Here is a 17,023-nt window from a genome sequence, read left to right on the forward strand (position 1 = left end):
TTATTTTACATCACTCAACCGCACAAAGCTTTTAGAATCCAGAGTTTGATTAATTATGTTCGATTTCACCTGCATTGCTTCTGACCTTTTTAGACGCTGAGGCAGCAGTAGGGCGGACTTAGGAGAAATCCCTTCTGCAATTGTATTGAAACAGTATATTAACAACATAAATGCCAGTAATGGCGGAATAATCATCCAGAATTGCTTCGTAATAAATACTTCTCTGGAGATGGCAATCATGCCAGATAGCTCGTATATTTTTGGCACCAAGCGATACGGGGTGTCAGGATAATACCTCGCCCCTCCAACAAAAATATTAAGAATCCCAAGATGCACAAACATTTGAAGTACTTGTACGACATGTTGGGTCCAAAATAAAACAAGTTTCCGCCATAACTGTGGATTTATATGTTTTATTAGTATCCATAATAAGGAGCCACCCATTACAACAGAACTTTGGACGTACTCTTTTTTCAACGTTTCATTCATTTCGTTTCCTATGAGGCTGGTCGTAACCGGTAAAACAATGAGGGCCATAATTAAGGACTGAAACAGCAATCGTTCAAACAGTGTCGTATGCCACTCTCCAGTATTATTGATCAATATCGGTTGGAGTAGCATAAATACGACCAGAGTCAAAGGAAGAAAGTGCATACCGTCGGCAATAGAATTAATGATTTTCCGGATTTTCTGATTCAAATAGAATACATAAATGAGGCCGAATATATATCCTGCTACGATCCGAAACGTGGCAATAATCAACGTAATGATGATGGTGTATTTAAGTCCGACCAATAATTGCTGCAAAATTGAATAACCATACGGATCCGTTCCAAATAATACAGCACCAGAAGGGGGATGAGGAGCTTTACTGATGATTCGCCCTTCATCATTATAAACAAAATTAATTTGATCGATTTGATCGTTAAATAATACGGAGTACATGAAACTGATGACCATTAACCCCAGGACAACAGCGATGGATATCATAATATTCCGGTGTTTAAATAAAGTAACTCTCAGTGTTTTAAAAGTTTGTGCTAGTTTAGCACCTAATCTTTTATGACGTAAAATCGATTGAAATTGAATAATATCCAAAAAAGGGAGATTGTATTTCTCAAAAATAGTATTTCGTTCAATTCGTTCTTTGTTAACTACATATTCTAAAATAGAATAGAAAATAAAGAACGGCGCAAAGATCGAAACCAATATAAAAGTGGTCCCTTTAGGACTGAAATCATACAATAAATAATAGAGAATTCCGTTGCTTCCAAATAGATATTCAATAATTAACATGGAAGACAACGTCAGCCATACGATGGATTTAGATTGAAAAAAGATGCTTTTTAACACATTGGGTGTACAATGCCGAATGAAAATATCAAATTGACTTAATCCTTTAGACTTTGCTAGTTCTACATATGGTTGTTCAGCCTCTTCTTCATACAAAAGTATGAAGAGTTTGAAAAATAGTAGTGTTGGTAGAACGGAAAGACATAGAATTGGAGCAATATATACTAAATTATCTCCTAAACTGTAAAATTCCAATATCAAGATATCTGTGGCTAAGAAAACTTGAACAACTACTATTTGTATGAGAAAAATATATGAAAAATCAGGAAATGACTCTAAAACCTTCACCACTTTTAGAGTGATTCTTTTCACACTTCCTTTTGTCAGCGTAGTCCAAAGTGCCAATCCAAAAGAAACAAGTAAAGATACTAGTAGAGACAGTATCAATATGGTCATAGAATACAAGTAGGGTCCTTTAAAATAATCATTAAAAGATAATGTGCCAACTTCGTTTAATGAGGCTGTGTAATTGAAATGCCACTCAGAGGGGTTCATTAAATCTTTTACTAAATCTACAAAAGATAAGAAGAAAAGTTGAAAATTAAAGGGATTGTTTATAGAAAAGAGTACGGGTGAACAGCTAATGAACAATATCCCGATAATACCAAGCATGAATTTTAATGGTATGGCTGCAAAACTTCGCATAAAAACCTCCTTTAAGTTTCCTTATTATTCAATGAAATAATCTTTATAAATATAAAGGGTAAGTAATAAAGCCAAAGAAAAATACACAATGGATCCGTGGAAGACAAATGATTGACTTGTCACTTTTTTAGTCTTGTCCATTCGAATTCCAGTTTCTCCTTGAATCTGCGAATCCATCTGACGACTTAATGCCCCGCCCTTGTTTGTAAAAATGTATGCCAAAAATATAGCCGCTAACCCGAAGGGAATGGCGATATCAGTAAAATTAGAGTCAAGTATAAAGGCAGTAATTCCATGCACACTTCCAATAATTAATATCGTTATGCTTAAGGTGATAAACTTTTTCAAAACCTCACTCCTAATCATTTAAAATATCATTATACTTATTGTGGAGTTAACATTTTTTACCTATTATTCCATCTATACGTTTTTACTAAGCTTGTGGTTTCAAATTAAAACAAAAATATGGATTATTCTAACTATTTATTATTGATTATTAATATTAAAAGTCACACTTATACAAATATATAATTTTAAAAATCTTTAAATTATAATAATTAATATTCCGAAATATCTAAATTAACAAAATATGATATAGACTAAACGGATTTCTTGTTTTACAATCAAATTGCTTACTATAAAATAATGATAATATCTGACTACTAAAGTGAATAATCTAATTATGTGTTAAGTATTCAGAATTATCAAAAAGGGGATTGCGTATGTTAAAGAGAAAGTTTACACAATTGGCTGTGGTTTCTACATTAATGGCTAGTATTTTAACAGGTTGTGGAGCAGAAGGTGGAGGTTCAGCTGACGGAGATACCATTAAAATTGGTGCAAACTTAGAGCTAACTGGCGGTGTTGCCTCTTTTGGATCTTCAATCGCTGAAGGAATCGACCTAGCTGTTGAAGAAATCAACAAAGACGGCGGAGTGGATGGTAAAGAAATAGAAATTGTGAAAGTGGATAATAAATCTGAGGGTTCTGAAGCAACAAATCAGGCAATAAGATTAACAAGCAAAGAAAAAGTTACAGCAATTATTGGGGCAGCTACAAGTGGTAATACAGTTGCTCAAGCACAAATTGCAAATGATACAAAAACTATCCTACTGACACCTTCGGGTACAAGTCCTAATGTAACTGTTAATGAAGATGGTAGTGTAAACGAGTTTGCTTTCCGAACTTCGTTCATCGACCCATTCCAAGGAACAGTTGCAGCTAACTTTGCAGCAAATGAGTTGAATATTAAATCAGTTGCTATCTATGCTGATAGTTCAAGTGATTATGCAAAAGGTCTTGCAAAATCTTTCAAAGAAACATTTGAAGCAGCAGGTGGGAAAATTGTAGCTGAAGAAGCGTATGTTACAAAAGATACGGATTTCCGTTCGACATTGACGCGTATTAAATCAGCAAAACCTGAATTCATTTTCATTCCTGGTTATTATGAAGAAGTTGGTTTGATTGTTAAACAAGCTCGTGAAATGGGCATTGATGTTCCTCTAATGGGTGCTGATGGTTGGGATTCTCCGAAGTTAGTCGAATTAGCAGGTGCTGAAGCACTTAATAATACATTTATTACAAATCATTATTCTTCTGAAGATCCAGATGAGAAAATTCAAAAATTCGTTAAGAGCTTCTCTGATAAATATGACGGCAAATCACCAGACGCATTTAACGCGCTTGGTTATGATTCGGTCTTCTTATTGGTAGACGCAATTAAACGTGCTGGAGATTTAGACACAACGAAAATTAAAGATGCACTGGCTGAAACGAAAGATTTAGCTTTAGTCTCTGGAAATGTAACAATTGATGAACAGCATAATCCAGTTAAGTCTGCAACAATTTTGGAATACAAAGACGGCAAACAAGTCTTTAATACAAAAGTAAATCCTGAATGATCTAACATGAGATGGGAAGGATGAGTCGATCATCCTCCCATCTTGTTTTTATTAGATTGTTAGGATTTTATGAGGGAGTGAGAAACATGGAATGGGTTCAACAGATTATTAACGGAATATCTCTCGGCAGCATTTATGCGTTGATCGCACTCGGCTACACGATGGTTTATGGAATTATTAAGTTAATCAACTTTGCCCATGGGGACGTATTCATGGTAGGTTCTTTTATCGGGTTTTATTCAATTACTGCGTTTGGTCTCGGATTTTTCCCGGCATTATTATTGTCAATGGCTGCATGTGCAGCATTTGGTGTCCTCATTGAAAGAATCGCTTACAAACGACTTCGAAATGCCACTCGCATAGCCGCCTTAATTACCGCAATTGGGGTTTCACTTCTTATTGAATACGGTGTTATATATGTTAGAGGAGCTCAACCGGAAGCATATCCAGATGTAGTGCCTAATATTTCTTTTGATTTATTCGGGGCTCAAATTAGCAGTCAGTCTATTTTAATCCTTTCTGTATCAGTGATACTTATGATTATGTTGCAATTAATCGTACATAAAACAAAAATTGGTAAAGCAATGCGTGCCGTTTCACATGATGCAGACGCAGCAAAATTGATGGGTATTAATGTAGATAATACGATTTCCGCTACTTTTGCGATTGGTTCAGCTTTAGCTGGAGCAGCTGGTGTGATTTTTGGTGTGTATTACACAAAGATTGAACCGTTGATGGGCGTTATTCCAGGATTGAAGGCATTTGTCGCTGCCGTTCTCGGTGGTATTGGTATTATTCCAGGAGCTATGGTCGGAGGTCTTGTCCTTGGAGTTGTAGAAACGGTGGTAAGTGGTTTGGGGTTCTCATTATGGAGAGATGCTGCAGCTTTCATCATTCTAATTTTAATTCTAATTTTCAGACCGAATGGCATCTTTGGGAAAAATACACGAGAGAAAGTGTAGGTGAAGGGACATATGAAAAAGATAAGCGGATTCTGGTTATTTATCATTTTATCGGTCGTGGTTTATGGAGTTATCCAATTTCTCATTACCGGTGGAATTTTAGATCAGTTTTATTCAAACACACTCATCTTTATTATCATCAATATAATATTAGCTGTTAGCTTACATTTAATAATTGGAATTACTGGGCAATTTTCAATCGGCCATGCGGGATTTATGGCGATTGGGGCATACATATCAGCTATCGTAACAATGAAACTTCAGCTACCTTTTCCTCTTGCGATCGTCATGGCTGGTTTGGTGGCTGCGTTAGCCGGTATGGTTGTTGGCATTCCGTCTTTACGATTAAGAGGGGATTACTTGGCAATTGCCACATTGGGATTTGGAGAAATCATTCGAATTATCTTTCTTAACATTGATTATGTTGGTGGGGCAGCAGGTATGCAAGTTTCTCATTTGACTACATGGACAACTTCTTTCGTTTGTTTAGTAATTACTATTATTGTGATTGTAAACTTTACGAATTCAAGACATGGACGCGCTTGTATATCTATTCGTGAAAACGAAATTGCTGCAGATGCTATGGGGATAAATACAACCTATTATAAAGTAACAGCCTTTGTCATAGGTTCATTCTTTGCGGGGGTTGCAGGTGCTTTATATGCTCATAATTTTTATATTATTCAGCCGACAAACTTCACATTTTTAAAGTCATTTGATATTTTAATATACGTTGTGTTGGGTGGGCTTGGAAGTCTATCTGGAGCTGTCATAGCAGCTATATTTTTAACGATAGTTTCAACCTTCCTACAAAGCTATCCAGAAACACGAATGATTATCTATAGTCTTATTTTAATCATTGTCATGTTATACCGACCTAAAGGGTTGATGGGAACACGTGAAATTACCGATTATTTTAAAACGTGGAAAGGTTCGAAAGGAGACAATCAATATGGTAAGTAAACCTTTACTTCAAGTGCAAAATGTAGGCATTCGTTTTGGAGGACTAAAGGCTGTCTCTGATTTTAACTTAGAAATTCATCAGGGTGAACTAATCGGTCTTATAGGACCCAATGGAGCCGGAAAAACGACTAGCTTCAACTTATTGACCGGAGTATATGTACCGACAGAAGGTGACATTTTGTTCAACGGAAAACGCTTGAACGGGCTCGCACCATATCAAGTAACACGCGGTGGAATCAGTCGCACCTTTCAAAACATTCGTCTTTTCAATGAGTTATCTGTTTTGGATAATGTAAAGGTTGCCTATCACTCATTAGCAAAACACAACCTGTTTAGTTCAATTTTACGTTTGCCTAATCACTTTTCTGGAGAAAAAGAGATGGAAGAGAAATCGCTTGAGTTTTTGAAGCTTTTCGAATTGGACCAATACAAAGATGAACTTGCAAAGAATCTTCCTTATGGGAAACAGAGAAGATTGGAAATTGCCCGTGCTTTAGCAGCGGGACCTCAATTATTATTATTAGATGAACCGGCTGCCGGAATGAATCATAAAGAAACACACGATCTAATGTCATTAATCGCATTCGTTCGAGAAAAATTCAATTTAACGATTTTATTAATTGAACATGATATGAACTTGGTTATGGGTATCTGTGAAAGAATTTATGTGTTAGACCATGGGGTATTAATAGCTGATGGCACACCTGAATACATCCGTAACCATCCTAAAGTGATTGAGGCCTATTTAGGAGAGGAGGTTCCGAAATGACTTTACTTAAAGTAGATCAATTGGATGTTTACTATGGAAATATACAGGCATTAAAAGGAATTTCACTGGAAGTTAATGAAGGCGAAATTGTAACGTTAATCGGAGCAAATGGAGCGGGAAAAAGCACGCTACTAAAAACGGTTTCAGGATTACTTAAGCCCAAATCAGGACTCATTAATTACATGAATTCCTCAATTGCAGGTAAACCAGCTCAAGGCATTGTGAAAGCTGGAATTTCTCATGTTCCAGAAGGACGACGTGTTTTTTCGAATATGACCGTCTTGGAGAATCTGGAGTTAGGGGCTTATTTAAGAAAAGATTCAAAAGAAATTAGCAAAGATTTTGAAAAAGTGTATGAACTTTTCCCTCGATTATTTGAGCGAAGAAAACAGTTGTCTGGCACACTTTCGGGTGGGGAACAACAAATGCTCGCGATGGGAAGAGCCATCATGGCAAAACCGAAACTTCTTTTGCTTGATGAACCTTCCATGGGGCTTGCACCGCTTATGGTAAAGACTATTTTTCAAATTATTGAAGAGATCAATCGTGAAGGTACGACGATATTATTAGTTGAACAGAATGCAAACGTTGCCTTATCCATTGCAAACCGAGGTTACGTAATTGAAACTGGACGCGTGGTCGTTTCAGGGCCAGCTGCAGAGTTACAAGCAAGTGAGCAAATCAAATTGGCATATCTAGGCGGTATATAAGCAATTTTTGAAGGGAGTAGATTAAAAGCTACTCCCTTTTTTATATGGATTGGATTAAAACGTTGTTTGATAAAAGGAAATATCTTCAATGGGCTCATAAAAGGTGGTTCCTTTAAAGCTCATTATCATGCCAAAAGTTTTGTGAAACATGCTTTTCAGCCTTATAAGGTTGAATCGAATACCCTTGTTGCTTAAGCCATGTAATGATTCCTGGTAACGCTTTAGTGGTCTGCACACGATCATGAAGCAATATGACAATGTGTTGATCCTTAGCCTGGCGAGCTTTCTCCACTCCTGTTTTAACCCTCGTTATGATTTGTTGGAAATTGGCTTCGTTCACTTGCCAGTCCAATGTATCGACATCCCAATCCCACAGTTTGTACCCTTCCTGTTTAAGCAAACCACGCATTGCTGAAGTAACGTATGGTTTACTTCCATAAGGAGTCCGAACCAACGTAGGCTTGAACCCGGTCAGTGAATGAATCATATCCGTTTCTTTTTTCATTTCATTAATGAATGCTGGCGCGGATGCGTAAACTTTAGTACGATCGTGCGTCATACTGTGAAGCGCAAGTGTGTGACCTTCTTTATAAGTCAACTGGGTCAAAGATTTAAAACTGGCAATCTGATTTCCTACAAAAAAGAATGTACCTTTTACATTAAATTTTTGCATGATTTTCAAATGCTCGGATGTATACCGATTCGGACCATCATCGAAGGTCAAATAAACAATGGGTTTTCCAGGATCGGCAGGTGGTGATGGTTTAGGTAATGGAGTTTCTTTACGTTGCTTCTTCAATTCTTGAATAAACTGTGGATGGCTCATATGTGGGTAATTATCTGAATAGAGTCGGACAGTTAAGATATCGGATAAATAATCCACTTTAAAACCTGTAGATTCTCCTAACAAGCGAACAGGGATGTACAGAATATCATCAATTAATTTCAACGCGTTCCCCGGAATAATCTCTTGATTAATGATTGTTTCAGAGGTAACAAAATTATAAGAAATAGACGTATCATTTTTCGTGATAGTGATTTGTTCGTCTGACTTTTGAACATCCGCATACAAGTAGCGTGACATTTTTTCGAATGGAACCATTATTTGTGCGTTCTCCAGACGGATTTCTTCTTTTTTAAATGCCAATAAGCGGTCATGTAATGCAATATAGCGGTTAGAAGTGTCTGTGGCTTGACTGGCAGTTGGCAGAGAAAATAATGTGAGGACAAAAAACAAGATGCACAATAACCAATATCTAAATTTCATCATTCATAACCCCTTTATCTATTAAACTTCTTAGTAAGTGTATGAAAGAAGGTCTCTCGATAGATTTGAAGAGGAAAATTTTTTTTGCTCGCGCCCATTAAAAATCAAATTTCATCTCAAACGTAATGCCCAATCTCCCATTCCATGCATATTATAAAAAAAGATTGCAGGAAGGGGTGTAAGTAGCGATGGGATTATTTATGAATACAGATAAGCACCCGGATGTTTATAAAAATGATGGAAAAATAGTGGAGCGTAATCAAACGTCTTTCAAACAGAATCACTTAGCTGATTTGCTGGTAGCGCAGCAAGAAACGAATGATACATTAAATCAATCATTCAGCGAGCTAAAGGATTTATTTGAAAAGCAAGCTACGAAACAAACCAATCAGTGGAAGTTTTTCCAACACGGGATTAGTGAACAGAAGAAATTGAACTTCCACCATGAAAAGATTGAAATTCAAGTGTTGGAATGGTTAAGGAAGTTAGATGAAAAAAGTGTGGCTCTTCAATCAACATTAGAAAAAGAAGTCTTAGGTAACAAAGATTTAATTAACTACATGAATCAGCTGAGCCAATCAAATCAAGAGGTTGTTAATCAATTAGATAAAGTTGGGTTGAAAAATGAGCAATTGGAGCAAAAAGTGGATGAGCAACTGATCCTGCAAAAACAAATCGCGCAACATATGAATACCCAGGAAAATACACAATCTGAAGTATTGAACCGATTGGATAACCAAGAAGCATTGACGGAAAAAATCTTAAGACAAATCGACCATTTCCGTTCTGTTCTATTTGAACGAACAAATTACTTATCTGAAAAAATTGATACAGGGTATAACTACACGGCTTCTTATTTAGCAAAACTTTTCACGGGTTCAGATCAATCAATCTTCTTGGTTAACCAGAAACAAAAAGATCACGAGAAAAAACAACCTTGAAGAAAATATAAAGACGTTACCTGGAAAAGGGACGTCTTTTTATGTTGTTGTTATGGAAAATCGATGGAATGTAAAATTGCGAATAGTTGTCCTTCGAACGCGAATAGCCGACAAAAATCCGTGAATAGAACTTCCGAAACCACAAATTAGCCCCAGCTACAGATCCTTTAAAAGATTGACAAATGACCAGATTATGATTAGAATCCTTAATGGCTTACCTGTTTATCAGGCAGAGCGGGTTGGGAGAGGGCTAATTTAATAGAAGGTTGAAAACATGCTTAATTGGTTTGACCGATTTTTCGGTCTTAAAACGAACGGAACGACAGTAAAGCGCGAAGTAATGGCAGGAGTCATCGGATTTTTCACGGTGGTTTACATCATTGCAGTAAATGCACTTATTCTGTCTGAAGCGGGAATGCCGCTTGAAGCAGCGATTGTCGCAACGATTGCAGCATCAGTGTTCGGATGTCTGATTATGGGCTTCTGGGGGAATGTACCGATTTTGCTTGTACCGGGAATGGGAATTAATGCGTTATTTTCCTATACGATGGTTCAATCAATGGGTCTTTCTTGGCAGGAAGCACTGGCAGTTGTTTTTGTATCTGGCGTTATTTTCGTGTTTATCGCGTTTACGCCATTTTCAAAAATATTAAGTGCCGCTGTACCACATTCGCTTAAAGAAGCGATTACGGTCGGTCTTGGATTGTTCCTGATGCTCATCGGATTGGAAAAAGGCGGCATCGTCGAAAAAGGCTCAAGTTCCATTTTGGCATTAGGGTCTTTGGGAGAAGCACAAGTGCTTGCGACCGTGCTGACATTTCTTATAGCAATCGTGCTATTCATCCGCAACGTACCTGGGAATTTTCTCATTACGATTGTGGTTGGAACCATCATTGCGTCTTTCTTCGGTTTGATTGATGTCAATCAGACAGACAGTGCCTCCTTAGGCTTGGCTGAAGCATTTGGTGCATTCGGTGCATTATCGTTCGGGAATATCCTGTCCATGACATTTTGGATTGCTGTATTTTCGCTGACCATGGTCATTGTCTTCGAGAACATCGGGCTAGTCCATGGACACGTAGGGTTTATCAACCGTCCAGACAGATTCAGTCGTGCGTTTCAGGCGAACTCCGTGTCTGCGATGACGTCCGGTATTTTCGGAACGAGTCCGACGGTAGCTTCGGTTGAAAGTGCTGCTGGTATGGTAGCGGGCGGTCGAACAGGACTGACAACTGTGACTGCAGGAGTGTTGTTCTTAGTGGCGGCGTTTTTCATTCCGGTGATCAAACTGATTCCGGATAGCGCCATTGCACCGATTCTGATCATCATTGGCAGTTTGATGCTGCAGAACATTCGCAACCTCGAATTGAAAGACTTGAGCGAAAGTTTCCCTGCTTTGTTCATCATTGCAATGATTCCGTTCACTTATAGTATTGCAGATGGCATTGCTATCGGCTTCATTATGTATCCAATCCTGAAAATTGCGATCGGTAAATGGCGAGAAGTAACACCGGCACTTTACGTAATCGCAGGATTGTTCCTGATGAATTTCGTTGTTCATGTCATAGGCTAATCGAATAAAAATGCACCCGCATATAAACAGCGGGTGCATTTTTCTATTTCTAGTGAATGCATTAAGACTTCAAGTGTTCAATATAGGTATCTAATTGATCGAACGTTCCTGCTAATCCCTGTTGAATGCCTTCCCGCGCGTTCTGGAATACGGCAAGTTCTTCTTCAATAGCAGAAACTGGCATCCCTCGCATAGCAAGAACCGTTTTCCCGTCTTCATCTATGAAATTTAATGTATTGAGAATTTCAAGAGGCCAGCTTGGATGGAATGGTGCTCGGCAAGTTTGTGCATCTGGATCTGAAAAGGAACTGATGTAAACAAGTCTGTCAGGCATTTCAATGTCTTTGTAGACAAATTTTCCCCACATCGTGTGACCTTCAGGAGACGTTTGATTGTAATGAAACTGTCCTTCCGGATGCAATTCAAACTTGACCACATCAATTGAATATCCTGAAGGCGTCCACCAGTGTTTTAAATGGTTCGCATCGGTCCATAGTTGAAAAAGAGTTTCTTTAGGAACATCAAATGTACGTGTGACCTGTAGTTCTGGATTTTCTGCCATTCATAATTCCTCCCCATAAAATACGATTGTTCACTATTTCGGCATCAACGATCTAAAACCCTTTCCAAGACTATAAAGTAGATTTGTTGGGGTGAATTGGTTGAAAGGGAATAAGTCGCACGTGAAGAGGAATAAACATAGCTTGTATGGGAACAAATCAGCTTTATACGGCAATAAACAGTATCGAAAAGGAACAAATGGTTATCGAAAAGGAATAAAGGAAATTTATATTTAAAAACTATCCACCACGGCATCCTAAATCACGATTCCGACGTCTTATTAGTAAAGACTTTTATGAAACGGGTGGGTCATATGAAAAAGAAAATTGTCTTAGCTGGAGGAACAGGCTTTATTGGACAATACCTGGAGGATAAATTCACAGCTACAGGTTATGAAGTGATGATAATCTCTAGACAGCCTCAGCATATTGGTTGGTCAAACAAGGCGGGTATAATCAACGCTTTGGATGGTGCGGAGATGCTCATCAATCTTGCAGGTAAATCCGTTAACTGTCGATACAATGACAAGAATAAAGAAGAAATCATCAGCTCCCGTACTAAGACGACTCAAATTCTTGGAAACGCGCTGTTGGCTTGTAGCAGTCCTCCTCCGTTGTGGATCAATTCCAGCACAGCTACAATCTATCGGCATGCAGAAGATCGTCCCATGACAGAAGAGAATGGAGAAATTGGCACCGGTTTTTCGGTAGATGTAGCCAAAGCGTGGGAACAATCCTTATTCGATTATCAACTTCCGCGTACTAGACAAGTAGCTTTACGCATGTCCATTGTACTCGGTGCAGAGGGTGGCGTGATGGAGCCTTACTTCAACTTAGTACGCTTCGGACTCGGCGGGATACAGGGGGCAGGGAATCAAATGTTCAGTTGGATTCATATTGAAGATGTGTACCGGGCCATTCTGTTTCTTCAGGAAAGAACCGACTTAAATGGTGCCTTTAATTTGTCGGCGCCAAATCCTGTTTCAAATCGTGAATTCATGAATCAACTGCGCAAGGCGATGAATCGAAAGCTAGGATTGCCGGCTCAAAAGTGGATGCTCGAAATCGGTGCCGTCTTCATGAAAACCGAAACAGAACTCATTTTGAAAAGTCGGTGGGTATTGCCAGAGCGACTCGAGAAAGAAGGGTTTCAGTTTACATTCGATACACTCGAAAAGGCATTGCAGCAAATCATCCTAAAAAAACAGACCATTTCATAATAAGAAAAACCTCTCGAAGTTTCTTCTGGAGGTTTTTTTACTTGTGAATTAAGTGATCCCAAACACAGTTTTCAACAAGTTGTTCCCCAAGTGCATAAACTAATTTTAATACCAACTAAGTGAAGGGGAATACTAAGAGATGATGCATCCACATACGGAATTACGTTTTATAAATGATCAAATAGGATTCGGGGTATTTGCGACGAAGTTCATTCCAAAGGGAACCATAATATGGGCATTGGATGATCTCGATCAAATATTGGACGCAGATTATCTCCAGAAGATTGACGAATACAGAGGGGAGATTTTAAAGAAATATGCGTACCGAAATCAAGAAGGGAAATACGTTCTCTGCTGGGATCTCGGAAGATATGTAAATCACAGTTTTCATGCCAATTGCATGGGGACCGCTTATGAATTTGAAGTGGCCATTCGCGATATTCATCCCGGCGAACAGCTGACAGATGATTATGGAACATTAAATATCGATGAACCATTTGATTGTTTCCCGGAAGACGGCACGGATCGGACGCGGGTTTACCCGGATGATTTGCTTCATTTCCATGAAGAATGGGATGCAAAGGTTATTGATTCCCTCCAACATTTTTATGAAGTGGAACAGCCACTTTACCCACTTATTCGCCCCGAATTCGTTGAGAAAGTAAGCATTGCAACAAAAGAACATAATCTCCTGGATTCAATTAAGAGCATTTACTATAATCGTAATCATCATTAAAATGGCTCTCTAACTAAAAACGATAAAACCTAGCAGTGGTTTTATCGTTTTTGTTTTTCTCTATAAAATTCACAAAATCCGAATCTCTTTTATTTATCCATTTACTCAAAAAACTTTAGGTTTTAGTTCTTCCATTATTAGTTCTGCAAATAAGGAAAAGCGATGGTTTTCCATTAAGAATACCCCTATTATTTCAAGGGACTCACTTAATATGACCATATTAATCGTATAAAAAAAAGAAAAATAGAACATGCTTACGAAGAAAGCTTTAGTAGTATTTCGTGAATTTCCTTCAAATTAAATTCAGAAAAAGCGTGCAAAAAAACGAAATAGTTAAGTGAGGTAGTGTATGGGCTTTTTCAAAAACAAAAATAAGAATAAGATACAACCCAAATCTACTTCACCTAGTCAAACGACGAAGAAAGGTTCAACAAACGATATAAATACAAATCTTCAAGAGAATATACAAATTCTTAAAAATTCCCTTGGGGAAAGCACTGATATTATCATTCGAGAAATCAATATTGGAAAAGAAGGATCCATTAAAGCTGCTATCATATATACAGATGGGTTAACTGACACACCCTCATTACAAAACTTCATTTTGGAAACGCTCATGTTAGATACCAAAGGGATGGAATTGCAGGAAAAGATATCTCCTGAACAAGATCTTATTAGCGTATTAAAAGATTTTGCCATGACAGTAGGGGATATAAAATATTTAACGGATTTCGATGTACTTTTTACTGGTCTTTTATCGGGAGATACGGTTATTTTAATTGATGGTTATAAGCAAGGTTTAATCATTTCCAACAGACAATGGGTTGATCGGGGAGTAACCGAAGCATCAGCTCAGATGGTAGTCAGGGGACCACGCGAAGGTTTCTCCGAAAATTTGCGTGTAAATACAGCCTTAGTTCGCAGGAAAATTAAAGATCCAAATCTTTGGATGGCATCAAAAATTATTGGAAAACGCACGAAAACGAATGTTGCCGTGATGTATATGAACGGCATTGCCAATGACAAAATAGTAAAAGAAGTCTTTTTGCGTTTGGATAAAATAGATATTGATGGAATTCTTGAAAGTGGAAACATCGAGGAATTGATTGAGGATGCACCTTTCTCACCTTTTCCAACAGTTTTTAATACAGAACGTCCAGATATAGTTGCTGCGGCACTATTGGAAGGGCGCATAGCTATTTTAGTTGATGGAACACCCTTTGTACTAATTGTTCCGGCATTATTTGTTCAATTTTTTCAATCTTCCGAGGACTACTATCAACGTGCAGATATTGCGAGTCTTATTCGAATTCTTCGTTTTTTTGCATTTACAATTGCTTTATTGGCACCATCATTATTTATTGCAATCACCACTTTTCATCACACAATGCTACCACCGGCACTCCTTATTAGTTTGACAGCCCAACGGGAAGGCGTCCCATTTCCGACATTTGTTGAAGCAATAATAATGGAAGTCACCTTTGAACTTTTGCGTGAAGCAGGTATAAGAATGCCTAGAAACATCGGTGCAGCCATGTCTATAGTGGGGGCATTTGTAATTGGAACAGCAGCCGTTGAAGCAGGCATAATTTCTGCTGCGATGGTCATCGTAGTTTCAATAACAGCCATTTCAAGTTTTGTTTCTCCTACTTATGACTTGGCTATCGCTGTCAGGATGTTGCGCTTTGTATTTATGGCAATCGCAGCAGCGTTCGGTTTGTTTGGAATTACGATAGGTTTAATTGCTCTTATTCTGCATTTATGCAGTATACGTTCTTTTGGAATACCATATATGTCTCCATTAGCTCCATTTAATATTTCGGATCAAAAGGACACGTTTATTCGTTTGCCTAAATGGAAAATGTTTACTCGACCTCGCCTAACCAATCAACAAAATATGACTCGTCAACAAGATCCCGCCTCTTCAAAACCACAACCAACAAAAAATGAGGAGTATGAAAGGGAGTAAACGATGAAAAAGTGCATGTTTGTACTCCTGATTCTCAGCCTCTTTCTCACGGGGTGTTGGGACCGGAGGGAATTAAATGAGCTTGGCATTGCATTAGCATTAGGTATCGATAAAGTAGAAGATGAATACCAAGTAACTGCTCAAGTGGTTGTACCTTCTGAAATATCCATGAAACCAACTGGGCGTTCACCGGTAACCCTGTTTAAGGCGAACGGGGAAACGGTATATGAAGCTCTTCGAAAAATAACAAAGAACTCGCCTCGAAAAATATATCCTGGACATCTTCGAATGCTTGTAATCGGTGAGGATTTAGCTGAAGAAGGAATAGGCGAATCCTTAGAGTTTCTGTCAAGAGATTGGGAATTTCGATCTGATTTTTATGTTGTTATTGCTAAGGAAATGACCGCGGAAGAGATACTAAATGTCACAACAACTCTTGAAGCCATACCCGCTAATAAAATGTTTAACACGCTTAAAACGTCAGAAGCTGCCTGGGCCGCAACGAGCGGCATTGTATTAGATGAGCTGATAAAAGATCTAACAAATGAAGGAAAAGAAGCGGTATTAACGGGGATTCTAGTAACAGGGAACCAAGAAATAGGAACAAGCAAACAGAATGTAGAATCAATTACTCCTGAAGCGCGAATTGTATATGATCAATTAGCTGTGTTTAAAAAAGATAAACTGTTGGGCTGGTTAACTGAACAGGAAAGCAGAGGGTATAATGACATCACCAACACAGTGGAAAATACAATAAGTGTAATATCTTGTCCTAAAGAAGGAAAAATTTCTATAGAAATCATTCAGTTAAAATCTGACATTAAAGGTAAAATGAATAAAGGGAAACCCGAAGTAGATGTCAATATTAAAGTAAAAGGAAATATAGGGGATGTAGAATGTCCAATTAATCTTAGTGAACAAAAAACAATTGTTGAGCTAGAGAAAATCATGAAAAATGATACGGAAGATACCATTAACCAGACCATTGAAACGGTACAAAAACAATATGAATCAGACATATTTGGATTTGGTGAAGCCATTCATCGATCCAATCCGAAAGAATGGAAAAAGATGAAAGAGCAGTGGGATAAAGGTGGATTTTCAGAGTTGACAGCGAACGTTAAAGTTGACGTGAAACTTCAGCATACGGGTACAGTAGGTAATTCCTTCCTAGATGATGTAAAGGAAACTAAATAATCATGTTGAAAAGTATAGGAATACTCCTGATTGCGGCTACCATTCTGTGGATTGAAGTTCCACCTCTATTGGAAAAAAAGTTAAAAAAAGAGTTACTTGTGTTTGCTATTCTTCTTGCCATTGCTGTAGGGATAAGTATTACACTAGGATTTGGAAAATCTATTCCAACTCCACTAGATTTACTCACTTTTGTGTTTAAACCTCTTAATGATGTTATTGCTCTTTTGTTAAAGTAAAAGAACAGTGTAGAGCGGAAG

The 17,023-nt window shown here is 37.9% G+C and carries 16 protein-coding genes; 12 read left to right on the plus strand and 4 right to left on the minus strand.

What is annotated here, in order from left to right; genetic code table 11:
* A complete protein-coding gene (locus ACQKEV_RS00430) occupies nt 1-1,998 on the minus strand; it encodes an ABC transporter permease subunit (RefSeq protein WP_427442311.1) in 1,998 nt (665 codons plus the stop codon).
* A 24-nt stretch (nt 1,999-2,022) separates the two neighbouring features.
* Nucleotides 2,023-2,346, minus strand: coding sequence for a hypothetical protein (locus ACQKEV_RS00435; RefSeq protein ID WP_427442313.1), 324 nt, complete (start codon nt 2,344-2,346; stop codon nt 2,023-2,025).
* Nucleotides 2,347-2,720: 374 nt separating this feature from the next.
* Here ACQKEV_RS00435 and ACQKEV_RS00440 point away from each other — a divergent pair, with 374 nt between their 5' ends.
* From ACQKEV_RS00440 to ACQKEV_RS00460, 5 genes are all read left to right on the plus strand, one after another.
* Nucleotides 2,721-3,899 (plus strand): ABC transporter substrate-binding protein, encoded by a 1,179-nt coding sequence (locus ACQKEV_RS00440; RefSeq protein ID WP_427442315.1) that lies wholly within the window; start codon nt 2,721-2,723, stop codon nt 3,897-3,899.
* An 86-nt stretch (nt 3,900-3,985) separates the two neighbouring features.
* Entirely contained in the window at nt 3,986-4,861 is an 876-nt protein-coding gene (locus ACQKEV_RS00445; protein ID WP_427442317.1) for a branched-chain amino acid ABC transporter permease, read from the plus strand.
* 12 nt (nt 4,862-4,873) lie between these two features.
* Nucleotides 4,874-5,824, plus strand: coding sequence for a branched-chain amino acid ABC transporter permease (locus ACQKEV_RS00450; protein WP_427442319.1), 951 nt, complete (start codon nt 4,874-4,876; stop codon nt 5,822-5,824).
* Nucleotides 5,814-6,593, plus strand: a complete 780-nt coding sequence (locus ACQKEV_RS00455) for an ABC transporter ATP-binding protein (RefSeq protein ID WP_427442321.1) — start codon at nt 5,814-5,816, stop codon at nt 6,591-6,593. Before ACQKEV_RS00450 ends, ACQKEV_RS00455 begins: the two co-directional genes overlap by 11 nt.
* Nucleotides 6,590-7,303, plus strand: a complete 714-nt coding sequence (locus ACQKEV_RS00460) for an ABC transporter ATP-binding protein (protein WP_427442323.1) — start codon at nt 6,590-6,592, stop codon at nt 7,301-7,303. The genes ACQKEV_RS00455 and ACQKEV_RS00460 overlap by 4 nt, the downstream gene beginning before the upstream one ends.
* Nucleotides 7,304-7,415: 112 nt before the next feature.
* Here ACQKEV_RS00460 and ACQKEV_RS00465 read toward each other — a convergent pair whose 3' ends face one another.
* Nucleotides 7,416-8,570, minus strand: coding sequence for a polysaccharide deacetylase family protein (locus tag ACQKEV_RS00465; RefSeq protein WP_427442325.1), 1,155 nt, complete (start codon nt 8,568-8,570; stop codon nt 7,416-7,418).
* A 188-nt stretch (nt 8,571-8,758) separates the two neighbouring features.
* Here ACQKEV_RS00465 and ACQKEV_RS00470 point away from each other — a divergent pair, with 188 nt between their 5' ends.
* Nucleotides 8,759-9,511, plus strand: a complete 753-nt coding sequence (locus ACQKEV_RS00470; protein ID WP_427442327.1) for a hypothetical protein — start codon at nt 8,759-8,761, stop codon at nt 9,509-9,511.
* Between the two features lie 274 nt (nt 9,512-9,785).
* Nucleotides 9,786-11,084 (plus strand): NCS2 family permease, encoded by a 1,299-nt coding sequence (locus ACQKEV_RS00475; protein WP_427442329.1) that lies wholly within the window; start codon nt 9,786-9,788, stop codon nt 11,082-11,084.
* Nucleotides 11,085-11,145: 61 nt separating this feature from the next.
* On the opposite strand, the gene ACQKEV_RS00480 is transcribed toward ACQKEV_RS00475, so the two are convergent.
* Nucleotides 11,146-11,646, minus strand: a complete 501-nt coding sequence (locus ACQKEV_RS00480; protein WP_427442331.1) for an SRPBCC family protein — start codon at nt 11,644-11,646, stop codon at nt 11,146-11,148.
* Nucleotides 11,647-11,958: 312 nt separating this feature from the next.
* Between ACQKEV_RS00480 and ACQKEV_RS00485 the strand changes: the two genes are divergently transcribed.
* The 5 genes from ACQKEV_RS00485 (at nt 11,959) to ACQKEV_RS00505 (ending at nt 17,002) form a co-directional block, all read left to right on the plus strand.
* On the plus strand, nt 11,959-12,864 hold the full coding sequence (locus ACQKEV_RS00485) for a TIGR01777 family oxidoreductase (RefSeq protein ID WP_427442333.1): 906 nt from the start codon (nt 11,959-11,961) through the stop codon (nt 12,862-12,864).
* Nucleotides 12,865-13,003: 139 nt separating this feature from the next.
* The gene (locus tag ACQKEV_RS00490) at nt 13,004-13,600 is read left to right on the plus strand and encodes an SET domain-containing protein (protein WP_427442335.1); all 597 of its coding nucleotides are present in this window, start codon (nt 13,004-13,006) and stop codon (nt 13,598-13,600) included.
* A gap of 349 nt (nt 13,601-13,949) precedes the next feature.
* Nucleotides 13,950-15,569 (plus strand): spore germination protein, encoded by a 1,620-nt coding sequence (locus ACQKEV_RS00495; RefSeq protein WP_427442336.1) that lies wholly within the window; start codon nt 13,950-13,952, stop codon nt 15,567-15,569.
* Between the two features lie 3 nt (nt 15,570-15,572).
* Nucleotides 15,573-16,766, plus strand: a complete 1,194-nt coding sequence (locus tag ACQKEV_RS00500) for a Ger(x)C family spore germination protein (protein WP_427442337.1) — start codon at nt 15,573-15,575, stop codon at nt 16,764-16,766.
* 2 nt (nt 16,767-16,768) lie between these two features.
* Nucleotides 16,769-17,002, plus strand: coding sequence for a hypothetical protein (locus tag ACQKEV_RS00505; RefSeq protein ID WP_427442339.1), 234 nt, complete (start codon nt 16,769-16,771; stop codon nt 17,000-17,002).
* Nucleotides 17,003-17,023 lie beyond the last annotated feature (21 nt).

Source organism: Paenisporosarcina sp. NPDC076907, from assembly GCF_050269735.1.
In the GTDB taxonomy this organism is placed as follows: domain Bacteria; phylum Bacillota; class Bacilli; order Bacillales_A; family Planococcaceae; genus Paenisporosarcina.